The 24,141-nt window shown below is 48.2% G+C and carries 22 protein-coding genes; 10 read left to right on the top strand and 12 right to left on the bottom strand.

From position 1 onward, the window contains the following. The first annotated feature begins 142 nt into the window (after positions 1 to 142). Complete coding sequence (locus BQ8005_RS13405; RefSeq protein ID WP_021846790.1) at positions 143 to 535, top strand: hypothetical protein; 393 nt, start codon at positions 143 to 145, stop codon at positions 533 to 535. Positions 536 to 544: 9 nt separating this feature from the next. On the opposite strand, the gene BQ8005_RS13400 is transcribed toward BQ8005_RS13405, so the two are convergent. Continuing rightward, positions 545 to 1,270 (bottom strand): YgjP family zinc-dependent metalloprotease, encoded by a 726-nt coding sequence (locus BQ8005_RS13400; RefSeq protein WP_317044838.1) that lies wholly within the window; start codon positions 1,268 to 1,270, stop codon positions 545 to 547. A gap of 271 nt (positions 1,271 to 1,541) precedes the next feature. On the opposite strand from BQ8005_RS13400, the gene BQ8005_RS13395 reads away from it, so the two are divergent. Both BQ8005_RS13395 and BQ8005_RS13385 read left to right on the top strand, forming a co-directional pair. Further along, complete coding sequence (locus BQ8005_RS13395; protein ID WP_075318406.1) at positions 1,542 to 2,420, top strand: head GIN domain-containing protein; 879 nt, start codon at positions 1,542 to 1,544, stop codon at positions 2,418 to 2,420. Positions 2,421 to 2,603: 183 nt separating this feature from the next. Next, the gene (locus tag BQ8005_RS13385; protein WP_075318404.1) at positions 2,604 to 4,337 is read left to right on the top strand and encodes an IS1182 family transposase; all 1,734 of its coding nucleotides are present in this window, start codon (positions 2,604 to 2,606) and stop codon (positions 4,335 to 4,337) included. Positions 4,338 to 4,544: 207 nt separating this feature from the next. Here the strand turns inward: BQ8005_RS13385 and BQ8005_RS13380 are convergent, their stop codons facing one another. From BQ8005_RS13380 to BQ8005_RS13360, 5 genes are all read right to left on the bottom strand, one after another. Then, complete coding sequence (locus tag BQ8005_RS13380) at positions 4,545 to 5,030, bottom strand: hypothetical protein (protein WP_021846794.1); 486 nt, start codon at positions 5,028 to 5,030, stop codon at positions 4,545 to 4,547. Then, positions 5,020 to 5,529 carry an RNA polymerase sigma factor gene (locus tag BQ8005_RS13375; RefSeq protein WP_075318403.1) on the bottom strand — a complete coding sequence of 170 codons (510 nt, stop codon included), beginning with the start codon at positions 5,527 to 5,529 and terminating at the stop codon, positions 5,020 to 5,022. Before BQ8005_RS13375 ends, BQ8005_RS13380 begins: the two co-directional genes overlap by 11 nt. A gap of 62 nt (positions 5,530 to 5,591) precedes the next feature. Beyond that, entirely contained in the window at positions 5,592 to 6,365 is a 774-nt protein-coding gene (gene argB / locus BQ8005_RS13370) for an acetylglutamate kinase (RefSeq protein ID WP_021846796.1), read from the bottom strand. Between the two features lie 97 nt (positions 6,366 to 6,462). Beyond that, the gene (gene speA, locus BQ8005_RS13365; RefSeq protein WP_075318402.1) at positions 6,463 to 8,355 is read right to left on the bottom strand and encodes a biosynthetic arginine decarboxylase; all 1,893 of its coding nucleotides are present in this window, start codon (positions 8,353 to 8,355) and stop codon (positions 6,463 to 6,465) included. Positions 8,356 to 8,467: 112 nt separating this feature from the next. Further along, on the bottom strand, positions 8,468 to 8,995 hold the full coding sequence (locus BQ8005_RS13360) for a shikimate kinase (RefSeq protein ID WP_075319236.1): 528 nt from the start codon (positions 8,993 to 8,995) through the stop codon (positions 8,468 to 8,470). Positions 8,996 to 9,089: 94 nt separating this feature from the next. Between BQ8005_RS13360 and BQ8005_RS13355 the strand changes: the two genes are divergently transcribed. Further along, a complete protein-coding gene (locus tag BQ8005_RS13355; protein WP_075318401.1) occupies positions 9,090 to 9,734 on the top strand; it encodes a ribonuclease H1 domain-containing protein in 645 nt (214 codons plus the stop codon). 26 nt (positions 9,735 to 9,760) lie between these two features. Here BQ8005_RS13355 and BQ8005_RS13350 read toward each other — a convergent pair whose 3' ends face one another. Then, on the bottom strand, positions 9,761 to 11,599 hold the full coding sequence (locus BQ8005_RS13350; RefSeq protein WP_075318400.1) for an ABC transporter ATP-binding protein: 1,839 nt from the start codon (positions 11,597 to 11,599) through the stop codon (positions 9,761 to 9,763). A 79-nt stretch (positions 11,600 to 11,678) separates the two neighbouring features. Here BQ8005_RS13350 and pdxB point away from each other — a divergent pair, with 79 nt between their 5' ends. Further along, positions 11,679 to 12,722, top strand: coding sequence for a 4-phosphoerythronate dehydrogenase PdxB (gene pdxB, locus BQ8005_RS13345; RefSeq protein WP_075318399.1), 1,044 nt, complete (start codon positions 11,679 to 11,681; stop codon positions 12,720 to 12,722). 79 nt (positions 12,723 to 12,801) lie between these two features. On the opposite strand, the gene purN is transcribed toward pdxB, so the two are convergent. Beyond that, the gene (gene purN, locus BQ8005_RS13340) at positions 12,802 to 13,383 is read right to left on the bottom strand and encodes a phosphoribosylglycinamide formyltransferase (protein ID WP_075318398.1); all 582 of its coding nucleotides are present in this window, start codon (positions 13,381 to 13,383) and stop codon (positions 12,802 to 12,804) included. A gap of 151 nt (positions 13,384 to 13,534) precedes the next feature. Here purN and BQ8005_RS13335 point away from each other — a divergent pair, with 151 nt between their 5' ends. Genes BQ8005_RS13335 through rnc form a run of 3 tightly spaced genes read left to right on the top strand, consistent with a single transcriptional unit; the run spans position 13,535 to position 16,040 of the window. Next, on the top strand, positions 13,535 to 13,771 hold the full coding sequence (locus BQ8005_RS13335; protein ID WP_021846803.1) for an acyl carrier protein: 237 nt from the start codon (positions 13,535 to 13,537) through the stop codon (positions 13,769 to 13,771). Between the two features lie 24 nt (positions 13,772 to 13,795). Next, the gene (gene fabF, locus BQ8005_RS13330; protein WP_021846804.1) at positions 13,796 to 15,061 is read left to right on the top strand and encodes a beta-ketoacyl-ACP synthase II; all 1,266 of its coding nucleotides are present in this window, start codon (positions 13,796 to 13,798) and stop codon (positions 15,059 to 15,061) included. Between the two features lie 4 nt (positions 15,062 to 15,065). Continuing rightward, entirely contained in the window at positions 15,066 to 16,040 is a 975-nt protein-coding gene (rnc, locus tag BQ8005_RS13325; RefSeq protein ID WP_083610572.1) for a ribonuclease III, read from the top strand. On the opposite strand, the gene BQ8005_RS13320 is transcribed toward rnc, so the two are convergent. Beyond that, a complete protein-coding gene (locus tag BQ8005_RS13320) occupies positions 16,016 to 17,026 on the bottom strand; it encodes an ATP-dependent 6-phosphofructokinase (protein WP_075319234.1) in 1,011 nt (336 codons plus the stop codon). The two genes, rnc and BQ8005_RS13320, sit on opposite strands and share 25 nt — an antisense overlap. A 184-nt stretch (positions 17,027 to 17,210) precedes the next feature. Here BQ8005_RS13320 and BQ8005_RS13315 point away from each other — a divergent pair, with 184 nt between their 5' ends. After that, entirely contained in the window at positions 17,211 to 18,725 is a 1,515-nt protein-coding gene (locus BQ8005_RS13315; protein ID WP_075318397.1) for a GH3 auxin-responsive promoter family protein, read from the top strand. A gap of 98 nt (positions 18,726 to 18,823) precedes the next feature. On the opposite strand, the gene mnmA is transcribed toward BQ8005_RS13315, so the two are convergent. After that, positions 18,824 to 19,864, bottom strand: coding sequence for a tRNA 2-thiouridine(34) synthase MnmA (gene mnmA / locus BQ8005_RS13310; protein ID WP_075318396.1), 1,041 nt, complete (start codon positions 19,862 to 19,864; stop codon positions 18,824 to 18,826). Positions 19,865 to 19,973: 109 nt separating this feature from the next. Further along, positions 19,974 to 20,585, bottom strand: coding sequence for a DUF4840 domain-containing protein (locus BQ8005_RS13305; RefSeq protein WP_075318395.1), 612 nt, complete (start codon positions 20,583 to 20,585; stop codon positions 19,974 to 19,976). A gap of 200 nt (positions 20,586 to 20,785) precedes the next feature. On the opposite strand from BQ8005_RS13305, the gene cysS reads away from it, so the two are divergent. Then, positions 20,786 to 22,261 carry a cysteine--tRNA ligase gene (cysS, locus tag BQ8005_RS13300; protein WP_075318394.1) on the top strand — a complete coding sequence of 492 codons (1,476 nt, stop codon included), beginning with the start codon at positions 20,786 to 20,788 and terminating at the stop codon, positions 22,259 to 22,261. Positions 22,262 to 22,511: 250 nt separating this feature from the next. On the opposite strand, the gene BQ8005_RS13295 is transcribed toward cysS, so the two are convergent. Continuing rightward, positions 22,512 to 23,993 carry an arylsulfatase gene (locus BQ8005_RS13295; protein ID WP_111936116.1) on the bottom strand — a complete coding sequence of 494 codons (1,482 nt, stop codon included), beginning with the start codon at positions 23,991 to 23,993 and terminating at the stop codon, positions 22,512 to 22,514. Positions 23,994 to 24,141: the final 148 nt, after the last annotated feature.

The following is a 24,141-nucleotide window of genomic DNA, read 5'->3' as shown; positions in this document are numbered from 1 at the left end:
TTTCGTTCAGACGCCTAATTTACATAGTTTAATCGTCTGTTGCAAGCGAAAGGTCACGCAAACGAATAATATATTCATCATCCCGCTGAAAATTCGAAGATTATCGGTACATTTGTCACGCAAAAAAAGAAAGAACACTACTATGACCCACCGTCTGAACACCAACAAACAATTCATGATAGGCAACGGCATCCTGGCCTTTGCCGTCATCTTCGTGGTTGTCCTTTTCGTCTACATGAGCATGCGCCTGCAAAATGACGAAAACCGTCGCTATGCCGAACACTATACCGTCTCGCTGGTCAAGGGATTCGAAGGCGACTCCGTATCTATATACCTCAATGACAGCCTATTGCTGAACAAGACCATCGACCGTTCGCCATTCGACCTCGAAGTGCGACGCTTTGCAGAAGAAAGTGCCCTGATGATTGTAGACAATGCGACAGAAAAATTATCACTCTTCGAACTGAGTGAAAAGGGAGGAACTTACCGTTTCGAAAAGGAAGGGGAAACAGTGAAACAACTGCCCCAAGAATAACATCTGTCTTCACAACGAGGCAGAAAACGCCTTTAGTTCCTGTCTCAGAGCCTTGCATCGACCTTCAGTCAGGCGGTCAAGCATTTCCCAAAACTCCGCACCATGGTTCATAATGCGCGTATGCGTCAGCTCGTGCAAAAGCACATAATCAATAAGGTGTTGCGGCAGGAGCAACAAATAATAGGACAAGTTGATATCCCTGCGCGTAGAGCAACTACCCCAACGGCCGGAGCTGGAGTTAACCTTTACCTCGTGGAAAGGCAAGCCATGTTGCTTCGACAAGGCATACAGGCGAGGGGGTAAAACTAGCTTGGCATTCTTCCGCAAGGCCTCACCTATCACCTTCTTCAGCCAGACTTGAAGTTGGGAATTAGAAAAATCAGTACCTCTTGGACACAGAATCTGCATCATCCCCAGCTCCGAACGTGCCTGAAACTGACGTATATCCCGCTCTACCAAGGTCAGTTTAAAGTGCTCCGCTTCAATCCGATAGTTCAAGTCTATCAACTTTTCGCTTCGACGCGCCTGCGTTTCACGCAGACGGGGGCGCAAAGTTTCCAATCCTTTAGTCACATCACTCCACGTTGCTCCCAAAGGGACGGTCACAACAAAACCGCCCTCTACTGCCCGAAATATCAGCCGCCGCGCACGAGCATTGACTCGCACCACGATACTCCCCAGTTCGGCATCCGTAACCGATTGGCCCGTCATGCATCGTTGTTTGCCTTCCATCATCCTTGCCTCTATTGAGTTTCGACTGCAAATGAACAAACTTCCGCACAAAACCACAAAACTTTTGTGCACAAAAGCGAACACACTGTCCGATTATGAACAATCCATATTTTCATTCACCACTCATAATCAACTATTTACATTTTTGGTACGATTCTTGCACCTACGAAAACAGAAAATAAAAACAAAAAAAGACGCCAGCCGTTGCAACGTTCGGCAGCCGGTTTTCGTCTAATAAATAAAGCAAGAAAATAACATTTAAATATCGACGAATATGAAAAAGTTTACAACACTTACCTCTATCTTCCTACTGACAACTGTTATGAGCGCCTGCGCACAATCGTATAGTCACCATTTCAACTCAGGCAACAGTTGGCTGGGCGGCAAGGAAGTCAAAGCAAGCAAAAACTACGTGACCAAACAAATCAAGGTTAGCGACTTTGACCAGATAGCCGTCAGTGGTAGTCTCGACGTCACCTATACACAGCAATCGGGCAAACCAAAAGTGGAAATCTATACCTCGGACAACATTGTCGACCTGCTCGACATTTACGTCAAGAACGGCAAACTGAATCTGGGGTTCAAGAAGAACGTGAAGGTGTCCTACAACAAACTGGAGATCCGAGTAACATCAGAAGACCTGAATGCAGTTAACGTAGCAGGATCGGGCGACTTCAAATTCACCAACGGACTGAAAACCGACCAACTGAAGATGAACGTAGCAGGATCGGGCGACATTACGGCAAGCAACATACAATGTTCACAAGGATTTACAGCCAACGTAGCAGGTTCGGGCGACATCGAATGCAAACAGCTTAAAGCAGCCGACATGGATATCTCTGTAGCAGGATCGGGTGATCTGAAGATTGAAAACGCTCTAGTTACGTCAGTCAATGCAAGCGTAGCAGGATCGGGCACTGTGAAAATCAGCGGCAATGCCGACAAAGCCAATTATAGTGTGGCTGGATCAGGCGACCTCTATGCCAATGACTTCAAAGTACAAAACATATCAGCCAGCGTAGCAGGATCGGGCGATATCAAATGCCATGCTGTAGAACATTTAAAAGCACGTGTCAGCGGAAGTGGAACCATTGGCTACAAAGGAGATCCGGAGTTAGACTATCCTGAGAAGAAAAAGGTATATAAATTATAACAACAACTAAACCGACAAATTCTCTCTGACCTCTGCCTACAGGCAGACAAAACTCTCTAACATGTGAAGAAGGTGTGTCAAAAAGCACACCTTCTTTGTTTAGCACAAAGCCCCGACTTTCACAAGCTGGGGCTTTGTTATTACCTAAAGATTTTGTATCTTTAAGCCTAAAGATTTATACATATGGCAAAGATACATTTTCGTCCCTACACTCCCAACCAAACGGTACTATTTCCGCAAAGAATCGATGAAGATATTGCAGAAAACGATCCTATACGCATGGTTGACGCTTTGGTTGAAAGCCTGAATCTTGAAGGTTTCAGGAAGTTATACAAAGAATGCGGCCGTAGTCCTTACCATCCCAAGATGATGCTAAAGGTTATCTTGTATGCCTATATGAACAATATATACTCCTGCCGGAAAATAGAAAAGCTCCTTCGTCGTGATATCCATTACATTTGGTTAGCCGGTTATGAGAAACCGGACTTTATTACTATCAACCGTTTCCGTAATCGGGTGAAGAAGGAGATCAACGAAGTGTTTACCCAAACCGTACTTCTGCTTTCATCCAAAGGTTTCATCAGTCTGAATGTGGAATATATTGACGGAACAAAGATTGAGTCCAAGGCCAACAAATATACTTTTGTATGGCGGAAGAGCGTTGAGCGAAACCGTGAACGACTGATGAAGAAAATCAGTGTTTTGTTAAGCCAAATAGATGACGTCATCGCTCAGGAAAAAGCTTCGGAAAACAACGAGGAAATTGAGTTTACTCCTTCCATGCTGACAGAAATGGCGGGAGAATTACGCACTGCTCTTGAACAGACTTCAGAACCATCCACGAAAGAGCAGAAATCTGCGCTGGGAAAGAAACGCAAGCAGCTGAAAGAACTGGAAGCACATAGAGATAAGCTTCAGGAATACAATAACCATCTGGACAATCTTCAGGACCGCAACTCTTATTCCAAGACAGACAAAGAGGCCACTTTTATGAGAATGAAGGAGGATGCCATGCACAACGGTCAGACAAAACCAGGATATAATCTTCAGATTGCTACGGAAAATCAATTCATTATCGATTATTCTCTTTTTCCGAATCCGACTGACACCTTGACGATGATTCCCTTTCTGAAGTCCTTTGCCGACAGATACGGCCGTTTGGCTCATACGGTGGTTGCTGATTCCGGTTACGGATCAGAAGAGAATTACCACTTTATGTCGGAAAACGGGATGGAAGCATACGTCAAATACAATTGTTTCCACATGGAGCAGCGGCCAAGATTTAAACCGAATCCTTTTAAAGCCGAAAACTTTTTCTACAATGAAGAACAGGACTACTGCGTCTGTCCAATGGGACAAAAGATGCAGAGGGCAGGTACCAGGCATACGAAAACCGAATCCGGATATGTAGTCGAATATGCCAGGTATAGGGCTGTCAGATGCGAAGGGTGTCCGTTAAGATGTCTGTGTTTTAAAGCTAAAGGAAACAGGACGATAGAACTGAATCACCGACTCAGGATATACAAACAGAAAGCCCGGGAACTTCTCTGTTCCGAAGAAGGACTGAAACACAGAGGGCAAAGGTGTATAGAACCGGAAGCTGTATTTGGACAGATAAAATTCAACATGAACTACAAGCGCTTCCGTCATTTTGGAAAGGACAAGGTCCTTATGGACTTTTCCTTCCTGGCCATCGCCTTCAATATAAAAAAGATGTGTACCAAGATGAATAAAGAGGGGATAAATTGGCCAATTAAACACCTTTACGGCCTTATTACCACTCATTTAAGCTATTGGGAACAAAATATCGAGATTATCTTCAGAATATCGCTGCTTGAAAAAGTTAACAACGCTCTTATCGTTGATAAAGAAAAGAGGGTGAATCGCGTATTACGACACACCCTCCAGATACTCTAACTAAGTTTTGACACACCTTCTTTACTTTTTTATACAAATTACCATAAAAATAAAGGGACGCTGCATCACGCAGCATCCCATTTATTTTTAGTTAGTTTTTATAAGATTTTGAGAGAATTGAAACTTCACAGCCTCAAGTCGTTTTAATAAAGCACACTAACTATTTTTTAAAGCAAATGAAAATGTATATTTAAAAACAATGAAAATTCATCTTTTTTCGGTCTCCCCTTTCTTGTCAACACGAGCCAAACTATCCATTAGTTCTTTTTCATGACTATCTGCCGGATTACCCGAAAGTGCTACTGAAGGTGTAGACATCTGCTTCCCAATCGTATCAAGAGAAACAACTCCTGCATTATTATCGAAAATAGAGTGTTGCATGACATTGCCCAATGAAAACATCAAGGCTATCACTGCAGCAGCCTTAAACAACGGCATGAAACGTGAGGATAATGTCATACGACGAGCTTTGACAACAGGTACTTCTACCTGCGCCAGCACCTTCTGGTCGAAATCCTCGCCCAAGCCGTCTTGTTGCAGGAACTCCTGATATACGAACAGATCCTTGTAACGGAGCAAGTGTGCCGGCACATCTTCGTTATTGAAAAACGAACGAAGCTGTGCTTCCTCTTCTTGGGAAGTATCGCACTGCCAATAACGTTCCAATAATTGTTCTATATAATTAGAGTCCATAATTATCTATATCTATAAATTTCTGTTTTACCTTTTGCCTAGCTCTGAACAAGTTTACTTTGACCTGCTCTTCCGTCAACCGTAAGGCAGCAGCTATCTCTTTATAACTCTTACCCTCCACATCACGCAATTGCATAATCAATCGTTGCTTCTCAGGCAATTCGCCGACCAATCTGTGCACGAGTTTCAACCGTTCCTTGTTCACCAATCGATCATATGGGCTTGATGCATCAGGCGTCTGTTCTGCTTCTATGGTCAGTTTCACCGTTTGCGAGTCTTTCTTCTCACTGCGGTCGATTGCCAAGTTGCGAGCCACTGTTAGACAATAAGCCTCTACCGATTCCAACTCATCCCATTCATCACGCTTATTCCAGACACGTATCATCGTCTCCTGCACAATATCCTCCGCCTCTGCTCTGTCGAAAGTTATCCGCAGAGCCAACCGAAAGAGTTTATCTTTCAGCGGAAGAATATCTTTGCGAAAGTCGATTTTCTGCATCTTCTAATGAATTGACGGTTCAGCAGGATAAAAGTTACAGTAGATAGTTACTTTTTTTCAAATTATTTTCGGATACGGGTACCTCCCTGTTCGTTGATAGCTGATGCTAAGGTAATTACGACCTCGGACACACCTGCTTCCAAGGCCTCAAAAGAGTTCTCCAGCTTGGGAATCATGCCACCTTGTATCACACCGTCAGCTACCAATTGATGGAATTCAACCTGATTGATTGTAGGGATAACGCTGTCATCGTCGTTCTCATCGCGTAACACACCTTTTTTCTCGAAACAATAAACCAAAGTGACATCAAACAAGGCTGACAAAGCCTTGGCTGTTTCGCCCGCAATGGTATCAGCATTGGTATTGAGCATGTGGCCTTCTCCATCGTGGGTCAAGGGAGCCATAACAGGCACTACACCTTTGGCTATCAAATCGCCCAGCAGCATAGCATTGACTTGTTTTACATCGCCCACAAAACCATAGTCGATGTCTTTCACTGGGCGTTTTACAGAACGAATGACATCCATGTCGGCTCCTGTCAATCCCAAGGCATTGACACCACGTGCCTGCAGACCAGCCACAATGTTTTTGTTTACCAGACCACCATAGACCATCGTTACAACCTTCAGCGTCTCGGCATCGGTAATGCGGCGACCGTTCACCATGTGACTCTCGATACCCAGTCGTTCAGCCAGTTTCGTAGCCGAGCGACCTCCACCGTGTACCAGCACTTTGTATCCTTCAATGGCTGCAAAGTCGTCCAACAATTTATAAAGGGTAGTTTCCTCCTCTACAATCTTGCCGCCTACTTTGATGAGTGTGAGTTTCTCTTTCATTATCTTAATATATATGTTATTTACCACAGAGGACACAGAGTAACACAGAACCTCATTCTCCTCTGTGTTACTCTGTGTCCTCTATGGTGATAAATTGTTATTCCAAATAAGTATATCCGTATAGACCCGAACGGTAATTAGCCAGGAATTCCTTGCCTTCCTCAAGCGAAATGCGTCCTTCCTTAACAGACTGAGTTACCCATGTCTCAAGTTTACGCACCAACTTCTTAGGATTATACTGTACATAGTCAAGCACCTCGGCCACCGTCTCGCCGTCAATAAGTTGGTCGATGGAGTAGCCCTTGGAGTTGACAGAAACGTGCACAGCATTCGTATCACCGAAGAGGTTATGCATGTCACCCAAAATCTCCTGATAGGCTCCCACAAGAAAGACAGCCACGTAGTAATGCTCCTTATCTCGCAGGGAGTGCAAAGGCAAAGTCGTGGCATCAGGACGGGAAGTGACGAAGTTGGCAATCTTGCCATCGGAATCGCACGTCATGTCCTGAAGCGTAGCCTCGCGGTCGGGTTTCTCGTCCAGGCGCTGGATGGGCATGATGGGGAACATCTGGTCAATAGCCCACGAATCGGGCAGTGATTGGAAGAGCGAGAAGTTACAGAAGTACTTGTCGGCCAGCAGCTTATTCAACTTTCGGAACTCCTCGGGGCAGTGCTTCAGCCCACTAGCGATGGAGTTGATTTCGCGACAAATACTCCAATAGAGTTTCTCGATTTGGGCACGGGTGTTCAGATCCACAATACCGTGGCTGAAGAGATCGAGCGCCTCCTCGCGTATCTGCTGGGCATCGTGCCAAGGCTCGAGCATGCTGCGCTGGCTCAGGTTGTCCCAAATGTCGTAGAGTTCCTTCACCAGTTCGTGGGCATCCTCACCTGGCTCCCAGTCGTCGTCCATCTGCGGCAGGGAAGCCGTCTCCAGCACCTCGAAGATGAGGACGGAGTGATGGGCGGTCAGACTGCGACCTGTCTCGGTGATGATGTTGGGATGCTGGAAGCCATGCTTGTCGGCCGCATCAACAAAGGTCGATACAACGTCATTCACATATTCTTGTATAGAGTAGTTCACAGAGCTTTCGCTGTTGCTAGAGCGGGTACCGTCGTAGTCCACCCCCATGCCGCCGCCAGTATCGACGAACTCGATATTGAAGCCCATCTTATGGAGCTGCACATAGAATTGTGAAGCCTCGCGCAAGGCGTTCTTAATACGGCGTATCTTGGTAATTTGGCTACCGATGTGGAAATGAATCAGTTTCAAGCAGTCCTTCATATCCTTCTTCTCAAGGAAGTCAAGGGCTTCGAGCAGTTCGCTAGATGTCAGGCCGAACTTGCTAGCGTCGCCGCCGCTCTCCTCCCACTTGCCACTGCCACTAGAAGCCAGCTTGATACGGATACCAATGTTAGGACGCACCTTGAGTTGCTTGGCCATTTTAGCGATGAGGTTCAGTTCGTTCAGTTTCTCAACAACGAGGAAGATACGCTTACCCATCTTCTGGGCCAGCAGAGCCAGCTCGATGAAGCTCTCGTCCTTGTAGCCGTTGCACACCACGAGCGAGTCGGGGTCGGTATTGACGGCAATGACAGCATGCAATTCGGGCTTCGAGCCTGCCTCCAAACCGAGGTTGAACTTCTTGCCGTGGTTGATCATCTCTTCCACAACGGGACGCATCTGGTTCACCTTGATGGGATAAATGATGAAGTTCTCACCCTTGTAACCATACTCTTCGGCTGCTTTCTGGAAACAACAAGACACCTTCTCAATGCGGTTGTCCAGTATGTCGGGAAAGCGCACCAGCATGGGAGCCGTCACATCGCGCAGCTGGAGCTCGTCGACCAGTTCTTTCAAATCGACTTCCACACCATCCTTACGAGGAGTTACTACAACATGCCCTTTCTCGTTGATACCAAAGTAGGAAGTGCCCCAACCAGTAATGTTGTACAGCTCTTCCGAATCTTCAATACGCCATTTTCTCATTCTTCTGTAACTTAGCGGTTTTTATTAGGTTTGATTATTTAGTGGACAAAAATACACATAAATCCTGTAACAGCATCTTTTACGGACGAAAATACATACGAAAGACAAACTTTTACAGCTCCAACAAACGACGCAAGCTGCTGACCGACTCTGCTATCTGATGACGGTCCTCCAGACGACTGCCGTCAAAACGATAACGGGCCTGCCCGTAGAAAGAGCGTCGACCGTCCAACGCACCCTCAATAAAGGTACGAAGTTCTTCATCCGTCTTGCCTTGCAAAATGGGACGTTGCTGAGTTGCTACACGCAAGCGACGAAAAAGCACCTCGACAGGAACATCAAGAAACACGGTCTGCCCCTGACGATTCATATACTCCATATTATCGAAAAAACAAGGCGTGCCGCCTCCCGTAGAAATAACGACATCCTCAAACTCGCCTGCCTCGTGCAACATATTACGTTCCAGCTGGCGAAAACCATCCTCACCTCGCTCATGAAAGAGATCGGAAATAGAACGATGGAAACGTTCCTCGATATACCAGTCGAGATCGATAAAGGTCAGTCCCAATTCGCGGGCAAAGGCCTTTCCAAGGGTTGTCTTTCCGGCACCCATGTAACCGGTCAAAAAGATGCGTATCATATCTATTACAGTAACAGCCTGTGGTTTGTGGACAAAGATAAGCAATTCTGCAATGCGCAGAGCCAGAAACAGAAAATATTTGTACCTTTGCCACATGAGCAAGAAACAAAAATACTACGTGGTATGGGCAGGCGTCATACCCGGCATCTATGACAGCTGGACGGACTGCCAATTGCAAACCAAAGGATATGACGGTGCCCAATTTAAATCGTTCGACACACTAGAGGAAGCAGAGCACGCCTTCGCCTCATCACCCTATGCCTACATTGGACAAAAAAATTCGACAACAGGACGTCCTCAGAAGGCAGCCAGAGATGATAGTGAACTTTCACCTGAAGTCGTAGAAAACAGCCTGGCTGTAGACGCAGCCTGCAGTGGCAACCCTGGTCAGATGGAGTATCGTGGCGTACACGTAGCCTCACGCCAACAAGTATTTCATTATGGCCCCCTCTACGGCACAAACAACATCGGCGAGTTCCTGGCCATCGTCCATGGATTGGCCCTGCTGAAGCAAAAAGGACTAAACATGCCTATCTATAGCGACAGTCGCAATGCAATCAGCTGGGTGAAACAAAAGAAATGCAAGACTAAGCTTCCTCGCGAACCACGTACAGAAGCCCTGTTCCAACTTATAGAACGGGCAGAGAAATGGCTACACGAAAACTCCTACACCACACCCATTCTAAAGTGGGAAACCGACCGTTGGGGCGAAGTACCAGCTGACTTTGGGAGGAAATAGTTCCATACTATTTATTCACTCTTTTCTCAACTTAGCGACTGCATATCGTTCAGTCGCTTGTAGTATCCATTCAGAGCGAGCAGCTCCTCGTGGCGACCACGCTCCACAATCTCACCTTCGTAGAGGACACAAATCTCGTCAGCGTTGCGAATTGTAGAAAGGCGGTGAGCTATAGCGATAGTGGTACGTGTCTTCATCAGACGCTCCAAAGCCTCCTGCACCAGACGTTCACTCTCTGTATCAAGAGCCGAGGTGGCTTCATCAAGGATGAGGATTGGCGGATTCTTTAAAATGGCGCGAGCAATACTGATGCGCTGGCGCTGCCCGCCAGATAGCTTACCACCACGGTCACCGATATTGGTATTGTAGCCATCGGGCGTCTCCATGATGAAGTCGTGAGCATTGGCTATCTTGGCCGCGGCAATGACCTGCTCCATCGTAGCCCCCTCTACTCCGAAAGCGATGTTATTGAAGAAAGTGTCGTTGAAGAGAATAGCCTCCTGATTGACATTGCCGATAAGAGCACGCAGATCACGGATGCGCACATCCTTTATGTTGGTACCGTCAATCAAAATCTCACCCTGCTGCACGTCGTGATAGCGCGGCAAGAGGTCGACCAACGTCGATTTACCCGAACCTGACTGCCCCACCAATGCAATAGTCCGTCCGCAAGGTACGGTCAGATTGACATGTTTCAGCACCTCGCGCCGTCCGTCGTAGCTGAAGCTGATGTCGCGGAACTCAATCTGATGCTCCAGCCCCTTCAATTGCTTCGGATGGGCAGGCTCCTTGATAGGGTTCTCAGCCAAAAGAATTTTATCTATGCGCTCCATCGAAGCGAGTCCCTTCGGAATGTTATAACCTGCCTTGGAGAATTCCTTCAACGGATTGATGACACTATAGAGAATAACAAGATAGAAGATGAACGACGGAGCATCGATAGCCGAACTGTTGTTCAAAATAAGTGTACCTCCAAACCACAAAACAATGACAATGAGGCACGTACCCAAAAATTCACTCATTGGATGGGCCAAAGCCTGACGCGTGGCCACGCGGTTGATTGCATCTCGATAGTTATTGCTGCACTTATCGAAACGCTCTTCCATCTTCTTCTCGGCAATGAAAGCCTTGATGATGCGCAAGCCACCCAACGTCTCCTCCAGCTGGGACATCGTGTCGCTCCACTTGCTCTGTGCCTCGAGCGACTTCCGCTTCAGTTTCTTACCTACAGTACCCATCACCCAACCCATGGCCGGCACTACAAGCAGTGTGAACACGGTCAGTTGCCAACTGACGGCAATCATCGTGGCGAAATAAACGATAATCAGAATGGGATTCTTGATGAGCATATCCAGCGAGCTGGTGACGGACGTCTCCACCTCGGTCACGTCACCACTCATGCGGGCGATAATGTCTCCCTTACGCTCTTCAGAAAAGAAAGCTAGCGGCAAACGCAACACCTTATTGTAGACCTGCCTACGGATATCACGCACCACGCCCGTACGGAGCGGTATCATCACGGCCGAAGAGGCAAAATAGGCCAAGGTTTTCAGCAGCGTCATCACGGCCAGGAACACGCCCAAAATGAGCAACGTCAGCGAAGCACCCTGATCGGCAATCAACTGAGACACGCCATAATAGAAGTTATTTACCGCCACGTCTTTCAGCCCCATGCCGGTCGTATCCCAAGGAATAAACTCATAGACCCTCGTGTCCATCTTGAAGAGAATCTGCAAGATAGGAATAATCAGCGTAAAAGAGAATATATTAAGGAAAGCCGACAGCAGGTTGAGAAACAGCGCCCAAACAAGGTATTTCTTGTAGGGCGGCACGAAACGTCGCAGCAGTTGGAGGAATTCTTTCATTATCGTCACATTTAATATATAGGTGGACAAAGGTAGTGAAAAAAACGTTACCTTTGCCAACCTAAAACAAAGAATACACATGAAAGTAATTGTTGACGATAAAATACCCTTCATCAAAGAGGCTTTGGACACCTTGGCCGATGAAGTGATCTATGCCCCTGGCAAGGACTTCACCCCTGAACTTGTCAGGGATGCTGATGCTCTGATCATCCGCACCCGCACCCGTTGCGACCGTCGCCTGTTGGAAGGAAGTCGCGTGCGTTTCATCGCCACCGCTACCATCGGCTTCGACCACATTGACACGGCTTATTGCCAGGAGGCAGGCATTACGTGGCAGAATGCTCCTGGCTGTAATTCAGCCTCCGTGGCCCAATACATGCACTCCTCCCTCCTGCTCCTCCAACGCCAGAAGGGCTTCCGACTAGAGGGCAAGACGCTGGGTGTCATCGGCGTGGGCAACGTGGGTACAAAGGTAGCGCAAGTAGGCCGCGAACTAGGCATGCGTGTCCTCTTGAACGACCCTCCACGTCAGGAGAAGGAAGGAGGAAACCTCTTCTCTCCGCTGGAACAACTGATGGAGGAGTGTGACGTACTGACCTTCCACGTCCCTCTCATCCGCGAAGGAGCTCACAAGACTTTCCACCTGGCCGATGCAGACTTCTTCAGCCGCCTGAAGCGCCGCCCCATCATCGCCAACACCTCACGAGGCGAAGTCATCGAGACACAAGCCCTGCTCCATGCTCTGCAGACAGGACAAGTAAGCGACGCCATCATCGATGTTTGGGAAAACGAACCTAACATCAACCTCGACCTACTCGACCGCGTCTTCATCGGCACACCCCACATCGCAGGTTACTCGGCCGACGGCAAGGCAAACGCCACCCGCATGTCGCTCGACGCGCTGTGCCGCTTCTTCCACATCGACGCCCATTACCACATCGAACCACCCGCACCGCCCCAGCCCCTCATCGAGGCCCATGACCTGACAGAAGCCAGCCTCGCCATGTACGACCCACGGCGCGACGACCAGGCCCTGCGCCTCCACCCCGAGCTCTTCGAGAAGCTTCGTGGCGACTATCCCCTGCGACGCGAACAAGGAGCCTTCCAAGTGAAATATATCTAAGCAAAAAAGAAAAGGCTGTTTTCCTTCGACGAAAACAGCCTTTTCCTTCCAAGAAAGCGATGCTTTCCTCTTCATATATCTACTTATCTATCTCAGCCAACAATCTTTCGATGACCTGCGGATAATGTTCGTACTCCAACGCATGCACCCGCACCGCCACATCTTCTGCCGTATCCTTGGGAAAAACAGGACAACGAAACTGGGCAATAATGCCTCCCTCGTCATAATGTTCGTTGATATATTGGATAGTGATGCCACTCTCGCGTTCGCCTGCCTCCACGACGGCCTGATGGACACGATCGCCATACATACCTTTGCCACCAAACTTAGGCAGGAGCGAAGGATGAATATTTATGATACGTTGTGGATAAGCATGCAACAACGCATCGGGCACCTTCGCCAGGAAGCCAGCCAGCACAATGAAATCCACCCGATAGTCGGCCAAAAGCTTCAGAACCTCTTCGCCAGTCGTCCACTTCTCCTTATTTATATAAATACAAGGAACATGCAAATTCTCCGCCCGTTTGAAGACATTCACATTCTGACGGTTAGACACGACCAACGCCACTCCGTCTTCCCCACCTTTCTCTTGGAAATAACGGATGATGTTTTCGGCATTCGTACCGTTGCCTGAAGCCAAAATTGCAACATTTTTCCCCATAAAACCTCCTTGTTTTTGCACAAAAGACTATTTTTTGTGCAAAAAATCGCATTTAATTCGTCAAATATTTGCTCAGAACAATAAATATTCATTCCTTTGCAACGCAAAATTAAAGAAATAAACTCAAATTATTAACTAAAAACTTAAAGTTATGTCTGAAATTGCATCAAGAGTGAAAGCGATTATCGTCGATAAATTAGGCGTAGAAGAATCAGAAGTTACAAACGAAGCTAGCTTCACTAACGACCTGGGAGCTGATTCTCTTGACACTGTAGAACTTATCATGGAATTCGAAAAAGAATTCGGCATTTCTATTCCTGACGATCAAGCTGAGAAGATTGCTACCGTAGGCGACGCCGTATCTTACATCGAAGAGCACGCTAAGTAATTTTTATCCATCAGTTTTTAGAACATGGAATTAAAAAGAGTTGTAGTAACAGGTCTCGGTGCCATTACCCCCATTGGTAACAATGTCCAGGAATTCTGGGACAATCTTGTCAATGGAGTTAGTGGGGCGGGACCTATTACTCATTTCGACGCATCATTATTCAAGACCCAATTTGCCTGCGAAGTGAAGAACTTCAATGCAAATGAATATATCGACCGCAAGGAAGCCCGCAAGATGGACCTGTACACTCAGTATGCCATCGCCGTGGCCAAACAAGCCGTTACAGACTCTGGTCTTGAAGTCGAAAATGAGGATTTGAACAGAATTGGTGTTATATTCGGCGCCGGTATCGGCGGTATCCGCACATTCGAAGAAGAAGCAGGCAACTATGCACTGACAGGCAAGGAAAACGGTCCCAAGTTCAATCCGTTCTTCATCCCCAAGATGATTTCGGACATTGCGGCCGGACAGATTTCTATCCTGTACGGTTTCCACGGACCTAACTATGCTACGTGCTCGGCTTGCGCCACTTCGACCAATGCCATTGCCGATGCATTCAACCTGATCCGTCTGGGCAAGGCCAACGCCATCGTAACAGGTGGTTCGGAAGCAGCCATCGCCGCTTGCGGCGTAGGCGGATTCAACGCCATGCACGCACTGTCCACCCGCAACGACTCACCCGAAACGGCATCACGTCCGTTCAGCGCCAGCCGCGATGGCTTCGTAATGGGTGAAGGAGGTGGTTGCCTCGTGCTGGAGGAACTGGAGCACGCAAAAGCGCGCGGCGCCAAGATTTATGCTGAGGTAGCTGGTGTAGGCATGTCGGCCGACGCCCATCACCTGACAGCATCACACCCCGAAGGACTGGGAGCCAAACTCGTGATGAGAAACGCTCTGGAGGATGCAGAGATGCAACCCGAACAGATTGACTACATCAACGTACACGGTACATCCACTCCGGTGGGCGATATTTCGGAAGTTAAAGCCATTCAGGAAGTATTCGGCAAGCACGCCTACGAACTGAACATCAGCTCGACCAAGTCTATGACAGGTCACTTGCTGGGTGCAGCAGGTGCCGTAGAAGCGATTGCCAGCATCCTGGCCATCAAGAATGGCATCGTACCTCCGACCATCAACCACACTGAGGGTGACAACGACGAGAACATCGACTACGACCTGAACTTTACGTTCAACAAGGCTCAGAAACGCGAAGTCAATGCAGCCCTGTCCAACACCTTTGGTTTTGGCGGTCACAACGCTTGTGTCATCTTCAAGAAATACGCAGAGTAAGGTCGTGTTACGTAACCAGATAGACAAAATAAGGCTCTTGTTTCATAAGGAACGGGAGTCTTATTTTTGTTTTTATCGTATTTTGGGATTCTTCCCTCGCAATTTAAAAATCTACCAGCAAGCCCTGCTCCATAAATCAACTTCTCTCCGTTCGGAAGAAGGAAGGCCCATCAACAATGAACGTCTGGAATTTTTAGGTGATGCCATCCTCGACGCCATCGTAGGTGATATTGTCTTCAAACATTTTGAAGGCAAACGTGAAGGTTTCCTGACCAACACCCGTTCCAAAATCGTACAACGTGAGACACTGAACAAACTGGCCGTAGAAATAGGTTTGGACAAGCTAGTAAAGTACGCTTCGCGCTCTTCCTCACACAACAGCTACATGTACGGCAATGCATTCGAAGCCTTTATCGGCGCCATCTATCTCGACCAAGGATATGACCGATGCAAGCAGTTCATGGAAAAGAAGATCTTCAAGCAGTACATCGATTTGGACAAGATGTCTCGCAAAGAAATGAACTTCAAGTCGAAGCTCATTGAATGGAGCCAAAAACATAAGGTGGAGGTTTCGTTCGAACTCATCGAACAGTTCATTGATCGCGAAAACAATCCAATGTTTCAAACAGAAGTACAGATAGAAGGACTTCCTGCAGGAACTGGTACAGGATACTCCAAAAAGGAATCTCAACAGAATGCAGCTCAAATGGCTCTCAAGAAGCTCAAGTCTGACGAAACCTTCAAAAGCGAAATCGAACGATTAAAAACCGAGCACCAAGCCACCCTAGAGAACACAAACAAGCCACTTACTACAGACGAAATACCTGTAACCGAAAATATCGAAACTGAAGCCTCATCGGTTATCGTTGAAATAAAAGTATCAGCTCCTGAACTACCGATAGAAGAAAAACAGGAAACAACGGACGAAGTTCCCTGTTCTTCTGAAATTTCTTCCTATCCGAAGCAGACACCCATCTGACGTCCTTGTACTACCAAATCATTGTCTTCTGTTACCAGTTTCAATTTTCCAGCCACTTCCTCCAGTGGAAGAGACGAGATGTCGTTTCCTTGCAAAGTGACCATACGTCCAAACTGACCGGTAGCTATTAATTCTGTAGCATGACCACCCATACGAGTCGATAGATTACGATCAAAAGGTGTCGGAGAACCGCCACGTTGGATATAGCCAAGCACGGTTTCTCGTGTTTCAATGCCAGTTTCGTATTCAATTTCCTGAGCGATATATTCACCCGCCCGCTTTCGTCCATCGGTCGGAATTCCCTCAGCTACCACCACAATAGAGTAAGGACGCCCTTTGCGCAAACGATCCAGAATAACCTCACCGATATTATGGATATTATAAGGAATCTCTGGAATCAAAATAACATCGCCACCACCAGCCATACCCGAATACAAAGCTATCCAACCGGCCTTATGCCCCATTACCTCGATGACCATCACACGCTTATGCGAACTTGCCGTAGAATGTAGACGGTCGATGGCGTCAGTAGCAATGCTCACCGCTGTATCAAAGCCGAAAGAAAAATCTGTTCCCCAAATATCATTGTCGATGGTTTTCGGTACGGATACGATGTTCACACCCATCGCCGCGAATTTAGCTGCAGTCTTTTGCGTACCATTTCCACCAATACAGACAACACAATCCAACCCCAGTTCTTTGATATTCTGGATTATCAGTGACGGTTTGTCCACACCATCCATCAGGCCTCCCCGTTTGAAGGGTTTCTCGCGCGATGTACCAAGCACTGTCCCTCCCAACGTCAGCAATCCCGACAGAGAATCTTCCGTAAATGTTTCCACATCTTTGGTCATCAATCCCTGAAAACCACTATGAATACCAATCACTTCCATACCATAGTGACGGATGGCCGTTTTACACACACCGCGAATTGTCGCATTAATCCCCGGACAATCTCCCCCTGAAGTCAAAATACCGATTCTCATATAATACCTCCGTTCCTTCTTCCTCCTTTTGGAGAATATTTTTATCATTATGTCGCATAAAATGGTCAACATGTCAGTTTGCACCATAAATGCAGCCGTAAAGATAGAAAAAAAACAGAAAAAAGATAGAGATGACCGGAAATAAGATTACTTTTGCGTGCAGAATCTGATTTCAATAAGAAAGATGAATATAACGCGATTCCTCAACAATATCTATTTCAATTCCCGCGTAAAGGAAATAGATCAATATGCCGGACACGCTGGAGAGATACAGCATCGTGTACTGATGCGTCTCATCGGCAAAGCCGCCCAAACGGAGTGGGGTCGGAAGTATGACTTCAGTTCCATACATACCTATGAAGACTTCAAGAACCGCCTGCCTATACAGACTTACGAAGAAATAAAGCCTTACGTAGCCCGTCTGCGAGCCGGAGAGCAGAACCTGTTGTGGCCATCAGAAATACGCTGGTTTGCCAAGTCGTCGGGTACAACGAACGACAAGAGTAAATTCCTGCCCGTCAGCAAGGAATCGCTACACGACACGCACTATCGCGGCGGTCAGGATGCTGTAGCTCTCTACTTACGTCAGAACCCTGAAAGCCGATTCTTCTCGGGCAAGGGACTAATTCTGGGAGGAAGCCATGCTCCCAACCTGAACACGAACCACAGCCTTGTGGGTGACTTGTCAGCCATTCTGATGGAAAATCTCAACCCGCTGGTCAACTACATCCGTGTTCCGAGCAAGCAGACAGCCCTAATGGAACATTTCGAACCGAAAATGGAAGCCATCGCCCGCGAAACCATCCATGCCAACGTCACCAACCTGTCGGGCGTGCCGTCGTGGATGTTGGTGCTCATCAAGCACATCCTGGAGAAAACGGGCAAGCAGAGCCTGGAGGAAGTGTGGCCCAATCTGGAAGTCTTTTTCCACGGTGGCGTAGCCTTCACGCCCTACCGCGAGCAATACAAGGAGGTGATACGCAGCAGCAAGATGCACTATGTAGAGACCTACAATGCTTCCGAAGGCTACTTCGGCACGCAAAGCGACCCTGCCGACCGCTCCATGCTGCTGATGATTGACTATGGTGTCTTTTACGAATTTATACCTTTGGAGGACATCGGCAAGGAGAACCCACGCATCTGCTGCCTCGAAGAGGTGGAACTAAACAAAAACTACGCCATGGTCATCTCTACTTCGGCCGGCCTCTGGCGATACATCATCGGCGATACGGTGAAGTTCACCAACAACCGACCCTATAAGTTCGTTATCACGGGCCGCACCAAACATTTCATCAACGCCTTCGGCGAAGAGCTTATCGTAGACAATGCCGAAAAGGGACTGGCCAAGGCCTGTGCCGAAACGGGTGCACGCATTACGGACTACTCTGCCGCTCCCGTTTTCATGGATGCGAATGCCAAATGCCGTCACCAGTGGTTGATTGAGTTCGCTCAGATGCCCGACGACCTCGACAAGTTCGCTCGCATTCTGGATGACACGCTGAAGGAGGTCAACTCCGACTACGAGGCCAAACGTCAGAATGACCTGGCCCTGCAACCGCTGGAAATCATCGTGGCACGCTCAGGCCTCTTCCACGACTGGCTCGACCAAAAAGGCAAGTTGGGCGGCCAGCACAAGATTCCCCGCCTGAGCAATACGCGCGAGTATATCGAAGAAATGCTCCGCCTGAACAATAAATAAGAGAGTCCCCAGCAAGAGACCTCTCAAAATCATACGATCTTTTGCTCCAAAAGCTGCAATGTTTTGAAGCAAAAGGTCGTATGTTTTAGCTTAAAACATTATAAGATAATTCCGCCTCCGAGCAGCAACCCTTCCGTATCATAGAAAGCAGCAGCCTGCCCCGAAGCCACGGCCTCGAGCGGGTCGAGCAGGCACACGTGTAAGCGGTCCTCGTCCGTACGCGAGACAAGGCAGCGGTTGGCCTGCTTGCGGTAGCGTATCTTCACGATGACCGCCCCGCAGCCCAAGAGTCGGGTCTCATCCACAAGGTTCCAATCCTTCAGCCACATCTCCGTCCGATAAAGGGAGGCGAGCGGTGCCAGTACCACTTCGTTTCGTTCGCGGCATATCTCTTTCACATAGACAGCCCGATTCAGGTGGATACCTAGTCCGCGCCGCTGACCGACGGTGTAAAAGGGATAGCCTTCGTGCCACCCCAAAAAAGCACCGTTTTCATCAAGAAAGGCTCCCTTTCCTGGCAGAAGCTCAGGCGAAACAGCACGGCGCAGAAAAGCGCGATAGTCCATCGGGCAAAAGCACACACCCAAGCTGTCCTTCTTCTCCGCCACACGCTGGAAGCCACGACGGGCGGCATAGGCACGAGCCTCGGCTTTGGTCAGCTCGCCCATGGGCAGAAGCATGCGCTTCAGTATATCCTGCTTCAATCCCCAAAGAAAGAATGACTGATCTTTGTCAGCATCGGCGGCAGGAGCGATATACCATCGCCCGTCATGGTACACCTTGCGTACGTAGTGCCCTGTCGCAATGTTAGAAATCCCCCTTTCATCAGCCAGACGGGCCAAGAGTGGCCATTTCAGTCGATTATTACACACGGTACAGGGCACGGGCGTACGGCCCGCCAGATATTCTTCGGTGAAATAGCGGACCACCTGCGCTTCGAAAGCCTCGCGGGCGTCGTATTCGAAATGTTCGATACCCAGACGGTCGGCCAGACGGGCAGCCTCTTCAGCAGCTCGTCCTCCGTCATCGTGCAGACGAAGGGTAACCCCCGCCACCTCGTATCCGGCGTCCTGCAACTTTATGGCCGCCACAGAGCTGTCGGTTCCTCCGCTCATGCCCAGCAATACACGTTTCTCCATCGTTCGATTTGTTAAGTATTACGGACACAAATATACAAAAAAAGGATGCCACAATGGGCATCCCTTTCATTCAGTATCAGACTAACTTACAGTTATTATATCTGTTAGTTTATTTCTTTTTCATTTCAAAAGTAAATCCGGTAGCCGAGAATGCAGGGAAAGGAACGTCATTGACCGTCACACTGCTGGCTTCAAGTCCCATGTTCAGGTTCTTGGTCTCGAACTCGTAGTTGCCTTTGTTTGCGGCTGCCACTTCTACCTTTACGGTCAACGTATTGTCTTCACCCATCGGTACTGAAATTTCCAGCGGTTTCGGATCGAACGCCATGTAAACACTATCCTTAGCGGCAGTCATCGTAGCCTCATAGCCCACTTTGTAGCTTACCTTGCCAATGGCTTCAAGAATGGCATCGGCAGACTCCTCGCCCACGATAGAAACAACCAGGTCGCGTACGGGGAACTCATCGAAATAAACGGTATCGTTCTTCACCTGGGCAGCCACATCAACGCCTGCAGGTTCCTCCCCTTCTCCTTCAGCAAAAGTCGACTGATCCAGCAAAGCAGTGTACATCGTACCGGTATAATCACCGTATACGTCTTCTACTTTCGGTTCAGTGGGAGTTTGGGGATCATCGTCGTCGCTACATGCTACAAAACCCAGCGTACAGCCGGCAATCATTAAAGATACAAAAAGACGGTTGAATTTCATTTCTTTTTTCATAATAGTTATTCAGTTTGGTTAAGTTAGTCTTTGCTTTAAGAAAGACCGAAAGGCCGAAAATACTGCACGGGCGAATCCTAACAAACGTTAACAAGCAAAGAACGGAATTACGATACCGACAAAAAACAGGGCCATCATAGAGCTACTTATCCGAAAAACAGTAACTTTGTACTTTCAATCGGAAATAAAAACCTAACAATATGGAACATCAACTGACGATTTACAACACGCTGACCCGAAGAAAAGAAATATTCAAGCCACTGCACGCTCCACATGTAGGCATGTATGTCTGCGGCCCCACCGTGTACGGTGACCCACATTTAGGACACGCCCGTCCAGCCATTACTTTCGATATTCTCTTCCGCTACCTCAAGCATCTGGGATATAAAGTGCGCTATGTGCGTAACATCACCGACGTAGGACACCTGGAGCACGATGCCGACGAAGGCGAAGACAAGATTGCTAAAAAGGCTCGTCTGGAACAGCTGGAGCCGATGGAGGTTGCACAGTATTACGCCAACCGCTATCACGAGGCCATGGATGCCTTGGGCGTACTGCGCCCCAGCATCGAACCGCAAGCCTCAGGACATATCATCGAGCAGATTGAACTGGTAAAAGAGATACTGAAGAACGGCTATGCCTACGAAAGCAAGGGCTCCGTATATTTCGACGTAGCCAAGTATAACCACGACCACCACTACGGCAAACTGTCAGGCCGCAACCTGGACGACGTGCTCAACACCACCCGCGAGCTGGACGGACAAGACGAAAAGCGTAACCCTGCCGACTTCGCCCTGTGGAAAAATGCGCAACCGGAGCACATCATGCGTTGGCCCTCGCCTTGGGGCAACGGTTTCCCCGGCTGGCACTGCGAGTGTACGGCCATGGGACGTAAGTACCTGGGCGAACACTTCGACATCCACGGAGGCGGCATGGACCTCATCTTCCCCCATCACGAATGTGAAATTGCACAGAGTGTAGCCAGCCAGGGCGACGACATGGTACATTACTGGATGCACAACAACATGCTGACCGTCAACGGACAGAAGATGGGCAAGAGCTATAACAACTTCATCACGCTGGAGCAGCTCTTTACCGGCACACATCCACTGTTGGAACAAGCCTACACACCTATGACCATCCGCTTCTTCACCCTGCAGGCACACTACCGCAGCACTGTAGATTTCGGAAACGAAGCCCTGAAGGCAGCCGAGAAGGGATTGACCCGACTGATGGACGCCGTCAGCGGACTGGAGAAGATAACGCCCGCACAGGCATCGACGGTCGACGTAAAGGCGCTGCGCGAGAAGTGTTACGACGCCATGGACGACGACCTGAACACCCCCATCGTCATCGCCCACCTGTTCGACGGTGCCAAGATGGTGAACAACATCCTGGCCGGTAACGACACCATCACAGCAGCCGACCTGGACGAACTGAAAGAGACTTTCCGCCTCTTCTGCTTCGACATCTTGGGTCTGAAAGCCGAAAACGCCTCGAACGCAGCCCGCGAAGAAGCCTTCGGCCACGTCGTAGACATGCTGCTGGAAGAGCGCGCCAAAGCCAAAGCCAATAAAGACTGGGCAACAAGCGACAAGATACGTAACGAATTAACCGCTCTCGGCTTTGAAATCAAGGACGGTAAAGATGGTTCGGAATGGAAGCTAAATAAATAATCTTATTGGATTTCCCATTCCTATACTATTCCCTTATAGCATATATATAAGAGAGAGCTCAAAATAGAATTGCAAAAGTAATCTTATAGATTGAAACTTAAAAATAAAAATCTCCTGTTATAGTCTTTGTTTACCTCAATTATAAGACTAAAAACAGGAGATTTTCATATTGCGACTCACAGATTATAAGTGAGCCTATCTCTGTCTTTTATTTTAAAGCAACCTTTTTTGTTGTGTTTTAACAGTTTCTTTATTCCCGTTCTGGAAGCGTCACCTTAAATAACTCACTCGGGCGGTGTTCGCGATGAATGATTCCTACCATCTGCTCTACAATATCGGGGTGCTGGGCAGCTATGTCATGATCTTCGTGAATGTCCGTTGCCAAGTCGTAGAGATGAGGTTCCCCCTTCTTCACAACCAGTTTCCAGTCGCCCATACGCACACCAATCTGGTCTGTTTCATGGAATTCCCAATACAGGAAGGCATGCTTCTGCTGCTTGTCGTCCTGCCCCAGCATCGTCGGTGCGAACGATATACCGTCGAAACAATCGCCTTCCAGCTTCTTGTTCAGATACTTTTTAGGGAACTTCTTGTCGCCTATCAGCTCGCAGAACGTAGGCATCACGTCGTAAAAGGCCAGCTGGTGGTCGTTTACCGTACCGGCAGGTACATGTCCCGGCCAGCGTACGATGAAGGGAATGCGGATACCGCCTTCGTAGCACTGGCGTTTCAATCCGCGCAACTTGCCGTCGCGCCCGAAAAATTCAGGATCGGCACCACCTTCCTCGTGAGGGCCGTTGTCGCTACTGAAGATGACCAGTGTATTCTCGTCCAGTCCCTTCTCCTTCAATTTGGCCAGAATCTCGCCCACATAGGCATCCAGACGAGTAATCATGCCTGCAAACTCGGCATGTGTATGCACCACGGCATTATAACGCGAACCTTCATCTCCTCCCCAAGTCTTGTCCACGAAGAACTTCTTCTTATAAGCCTTTAGAATCGAATCATTAGGCTGAGCCAGTTCTGCATGAGGCAATGTATAGGTGAAGAAGCCATAAAAAGGTTGTTTACCGTCCTGTTTATCGAGCCAGGCCAAAGCCTCCTGATGAATCATGTCAGCTGAATATTGGGGACGTTTCTTGTAGTCGTCGCCATACATCGGATATTGGATGTTTTCGTCCATCGTGACGCGAATAGTAGCCGTATCGCCTTTCGACTTGCTATAACGGTTCAGGAAATTCGGATAGTACAGATGGGCCTGGAACTGGCAGATGAAGCCGTAGTATTCGTCAATACCACGCTTGTCGGGCGTGGAGCACGAACCTTCGTAGCCGCCCGCCCACTTGCCGAACATGCCGGTGGTATAACCGTTCTTCTTCATGATCTCAGGCAGAATAATGTGACCAGGATCGTAGGGTTCCTGCCCCACAACGGTATATTCATCATTGTCACCGTATTTCATCAAAGGGGCATTGGTCCAATATTCTTTGTTTCCACGCACATGCCCGTGGCCTGAGTGCTGGCCAGTCATCAGTGAAGCACGTGAGGGCGCACTGACAGGACTCCCTGCGTAAGCTTGCGTAAAAAGCATACCCTCGGCAGCCATACGATCCAGATTGGGAGTTTGGATATATTTCTGTCCATAACAAGCCAAGTCACCGTAACCCATGTCGTCACAGAGAATGAAGATAATGTTCGGACGGTCCGAATCTGATTTATCAGCAGCCAACATCACTGAAGGATAAGCAGCAACGACCCAAACAGCCGAAGGAATAAAATGAGCAATTTTTTTCATAGACTCATATTTTAAAGTGTAAAGATACAGAAATCATTGGAAAATCATACAATGGGCGCAGATGATTTTGAGAGAGCAACCAGCC

Source organism: Bacteroides togonis, assembly GCF_900130135.1.
In the GTDB taxonomy this organism is placed as follows: Bacteria; Bacteroidota; Bacteroidia; order Bacteroidales; family Bacteroidaceae; genus Bacteroides; species Bacteroides pullorum.
The sequence above is the reverse complement of the archived record's forward strand: the minus strand, read 5'-3'. Positions and strand labels throughout refer to the sequence as shown.

Bases quoted from the DNA above. Each gene is read 5' to 3' on its own strand.
- BQ8005_RS13405 (WP_021846790.1), top strand. From the start codon at position 143: ATGACCCACCGTCTGAACACCAACAAACAATTCATGATAGGCAACGGC.
- BQ8005_RS13400 (WP_317044838.1), bottom strand. From the start codon at position 1,270: ATGATGGAAGGCAAACAACGATGCATGACGGGCCAATCGGTTACGGAT.
- BQ8005_RS13395 (WP_075318406.1), top strand. From the start codon at position 1,542: ATGAAAAAGTTTACAACACTTACCTCTATCTTCCTACTGACAACTGTT.
- BQ8005_RS13385 (WP_075318404.1), top strand. From the start codon at position 2,604: ATGGCAAAGATACATTTTCGTCCCTACACTCCCAACCAAACGGTACTA.
- BQ8005_RS13380 (WP_021846794.1), bottom strand. From the start codon at position 5,030: ATGGACTCTAATTATATAGAACAATTATTGGAACGTTATTGGCAGTGC.
- BQ8005_RS13375 (WP_075318403.1), bottom strand. From the start codon at position 5,529: ATGCAGAAAATCGACTTTCGCAAAGATATTCTTCCGCTGAAAGATAAA.
- argB (WP_021846796.1), bottom strand. From the start codon at position 6,365: ATGAAAGAGAAACTCACACTCATCAAAGTAGGCGGCAAGATTGTAGAG.
- speA (WP_075318402.1), bottom strand. From the start codon at position 8,355: ATGAGAAAATGGCGTATTGAAGATTCGGAAGAGCTGTACAACATTACT.
- BQ8005_RS13360 (WP_075319236.1), bottom strand. From the start codon at position 8,995: ATGATACGCATCTTTTTGACCGGTTACATGGGTGCCGGAAAGACAACC.
- BQ8005_RS13355 (WP_075318401.1), top strand. From the start codon at position 9,090: ATGAGCAAGAAACAAAAATACTACGTGGTATGGGCAGGCGTCATACCC.
- BQ8005_RS13350 (WP_075318400.1), bottom strand. From the start codon at position 11,599: ATGAAAGAATTCCTCCAACTGCTGCGACGTTTCGTGCCGCCCTACAAG.
- pdxB (WP_075318399.1), top strand. From the start codon at position 11,679: ATGAAAGTAATTGTTGACGATAAAATACCCTTCATCAAAGAGGCTTTG.
- purN (WP_075318398.1), bottom strand. From the start codon at position 13,383: ATGGGGAAAAATGTTGCAATTTTGGCTTCAGGCAACGGTACGAATGCC.
- BQ8005_RS13335 (WP_021846803.1), top strand. From the start codon at position 13,535: ATGTCTGAAATTGCATCAAGAGTGAAAGCGATTATCGTCGATAAATTA.
- fabF (WP_021846804.1), top strand. From the start codon at position 13,796: ATGGAATTAAAAAGAGTTGTAGTAACAGGTCTCGGTGCCATTACCCCC.
- BQ8005_RS13320 (WP_075319234.1), bottom strand. From the start codon at position 17,026: ATGAGAATCGGTATTTTGACTTCAGGGGGAGATTGTCCGGGGATTAAT.
- BQ8005_RS13315 (WP_075318397.1), top strand. From the start codon at position 17,211: ATGAATATAACGCGATTCCTCAACAATATCTATTTCAATTCCCGCGTA.
- mnmA (WP_075318396.1), bottom strand. From the start codon at position 19,864: ATGGAGAAACGTGTATTGCTGGGCATGAGCGGAGGAACCGACAGCTCT.
- BQ8005_RS13305 (WP_075318395.1), bottom strand. From the start codon at position 20,585: ATGAAAAAAGAAATGAAATTCAACCGTCTTTTTGTATCTTTAATGATT.
- cysS (WP_075318394.1), top strand. From the start codon at position 20,786: ATGGAACATCAACTGACGATTTACAACACGCTGACCCGAAGAAAAGAA.
- BQ8005_RS13295 (WP_111936116.1), bottom strand. From the start codon at position 23,993: ATGTTGGCTGCTGATAAATCAGATTCGGACCGTCCGAACATTATCTTC.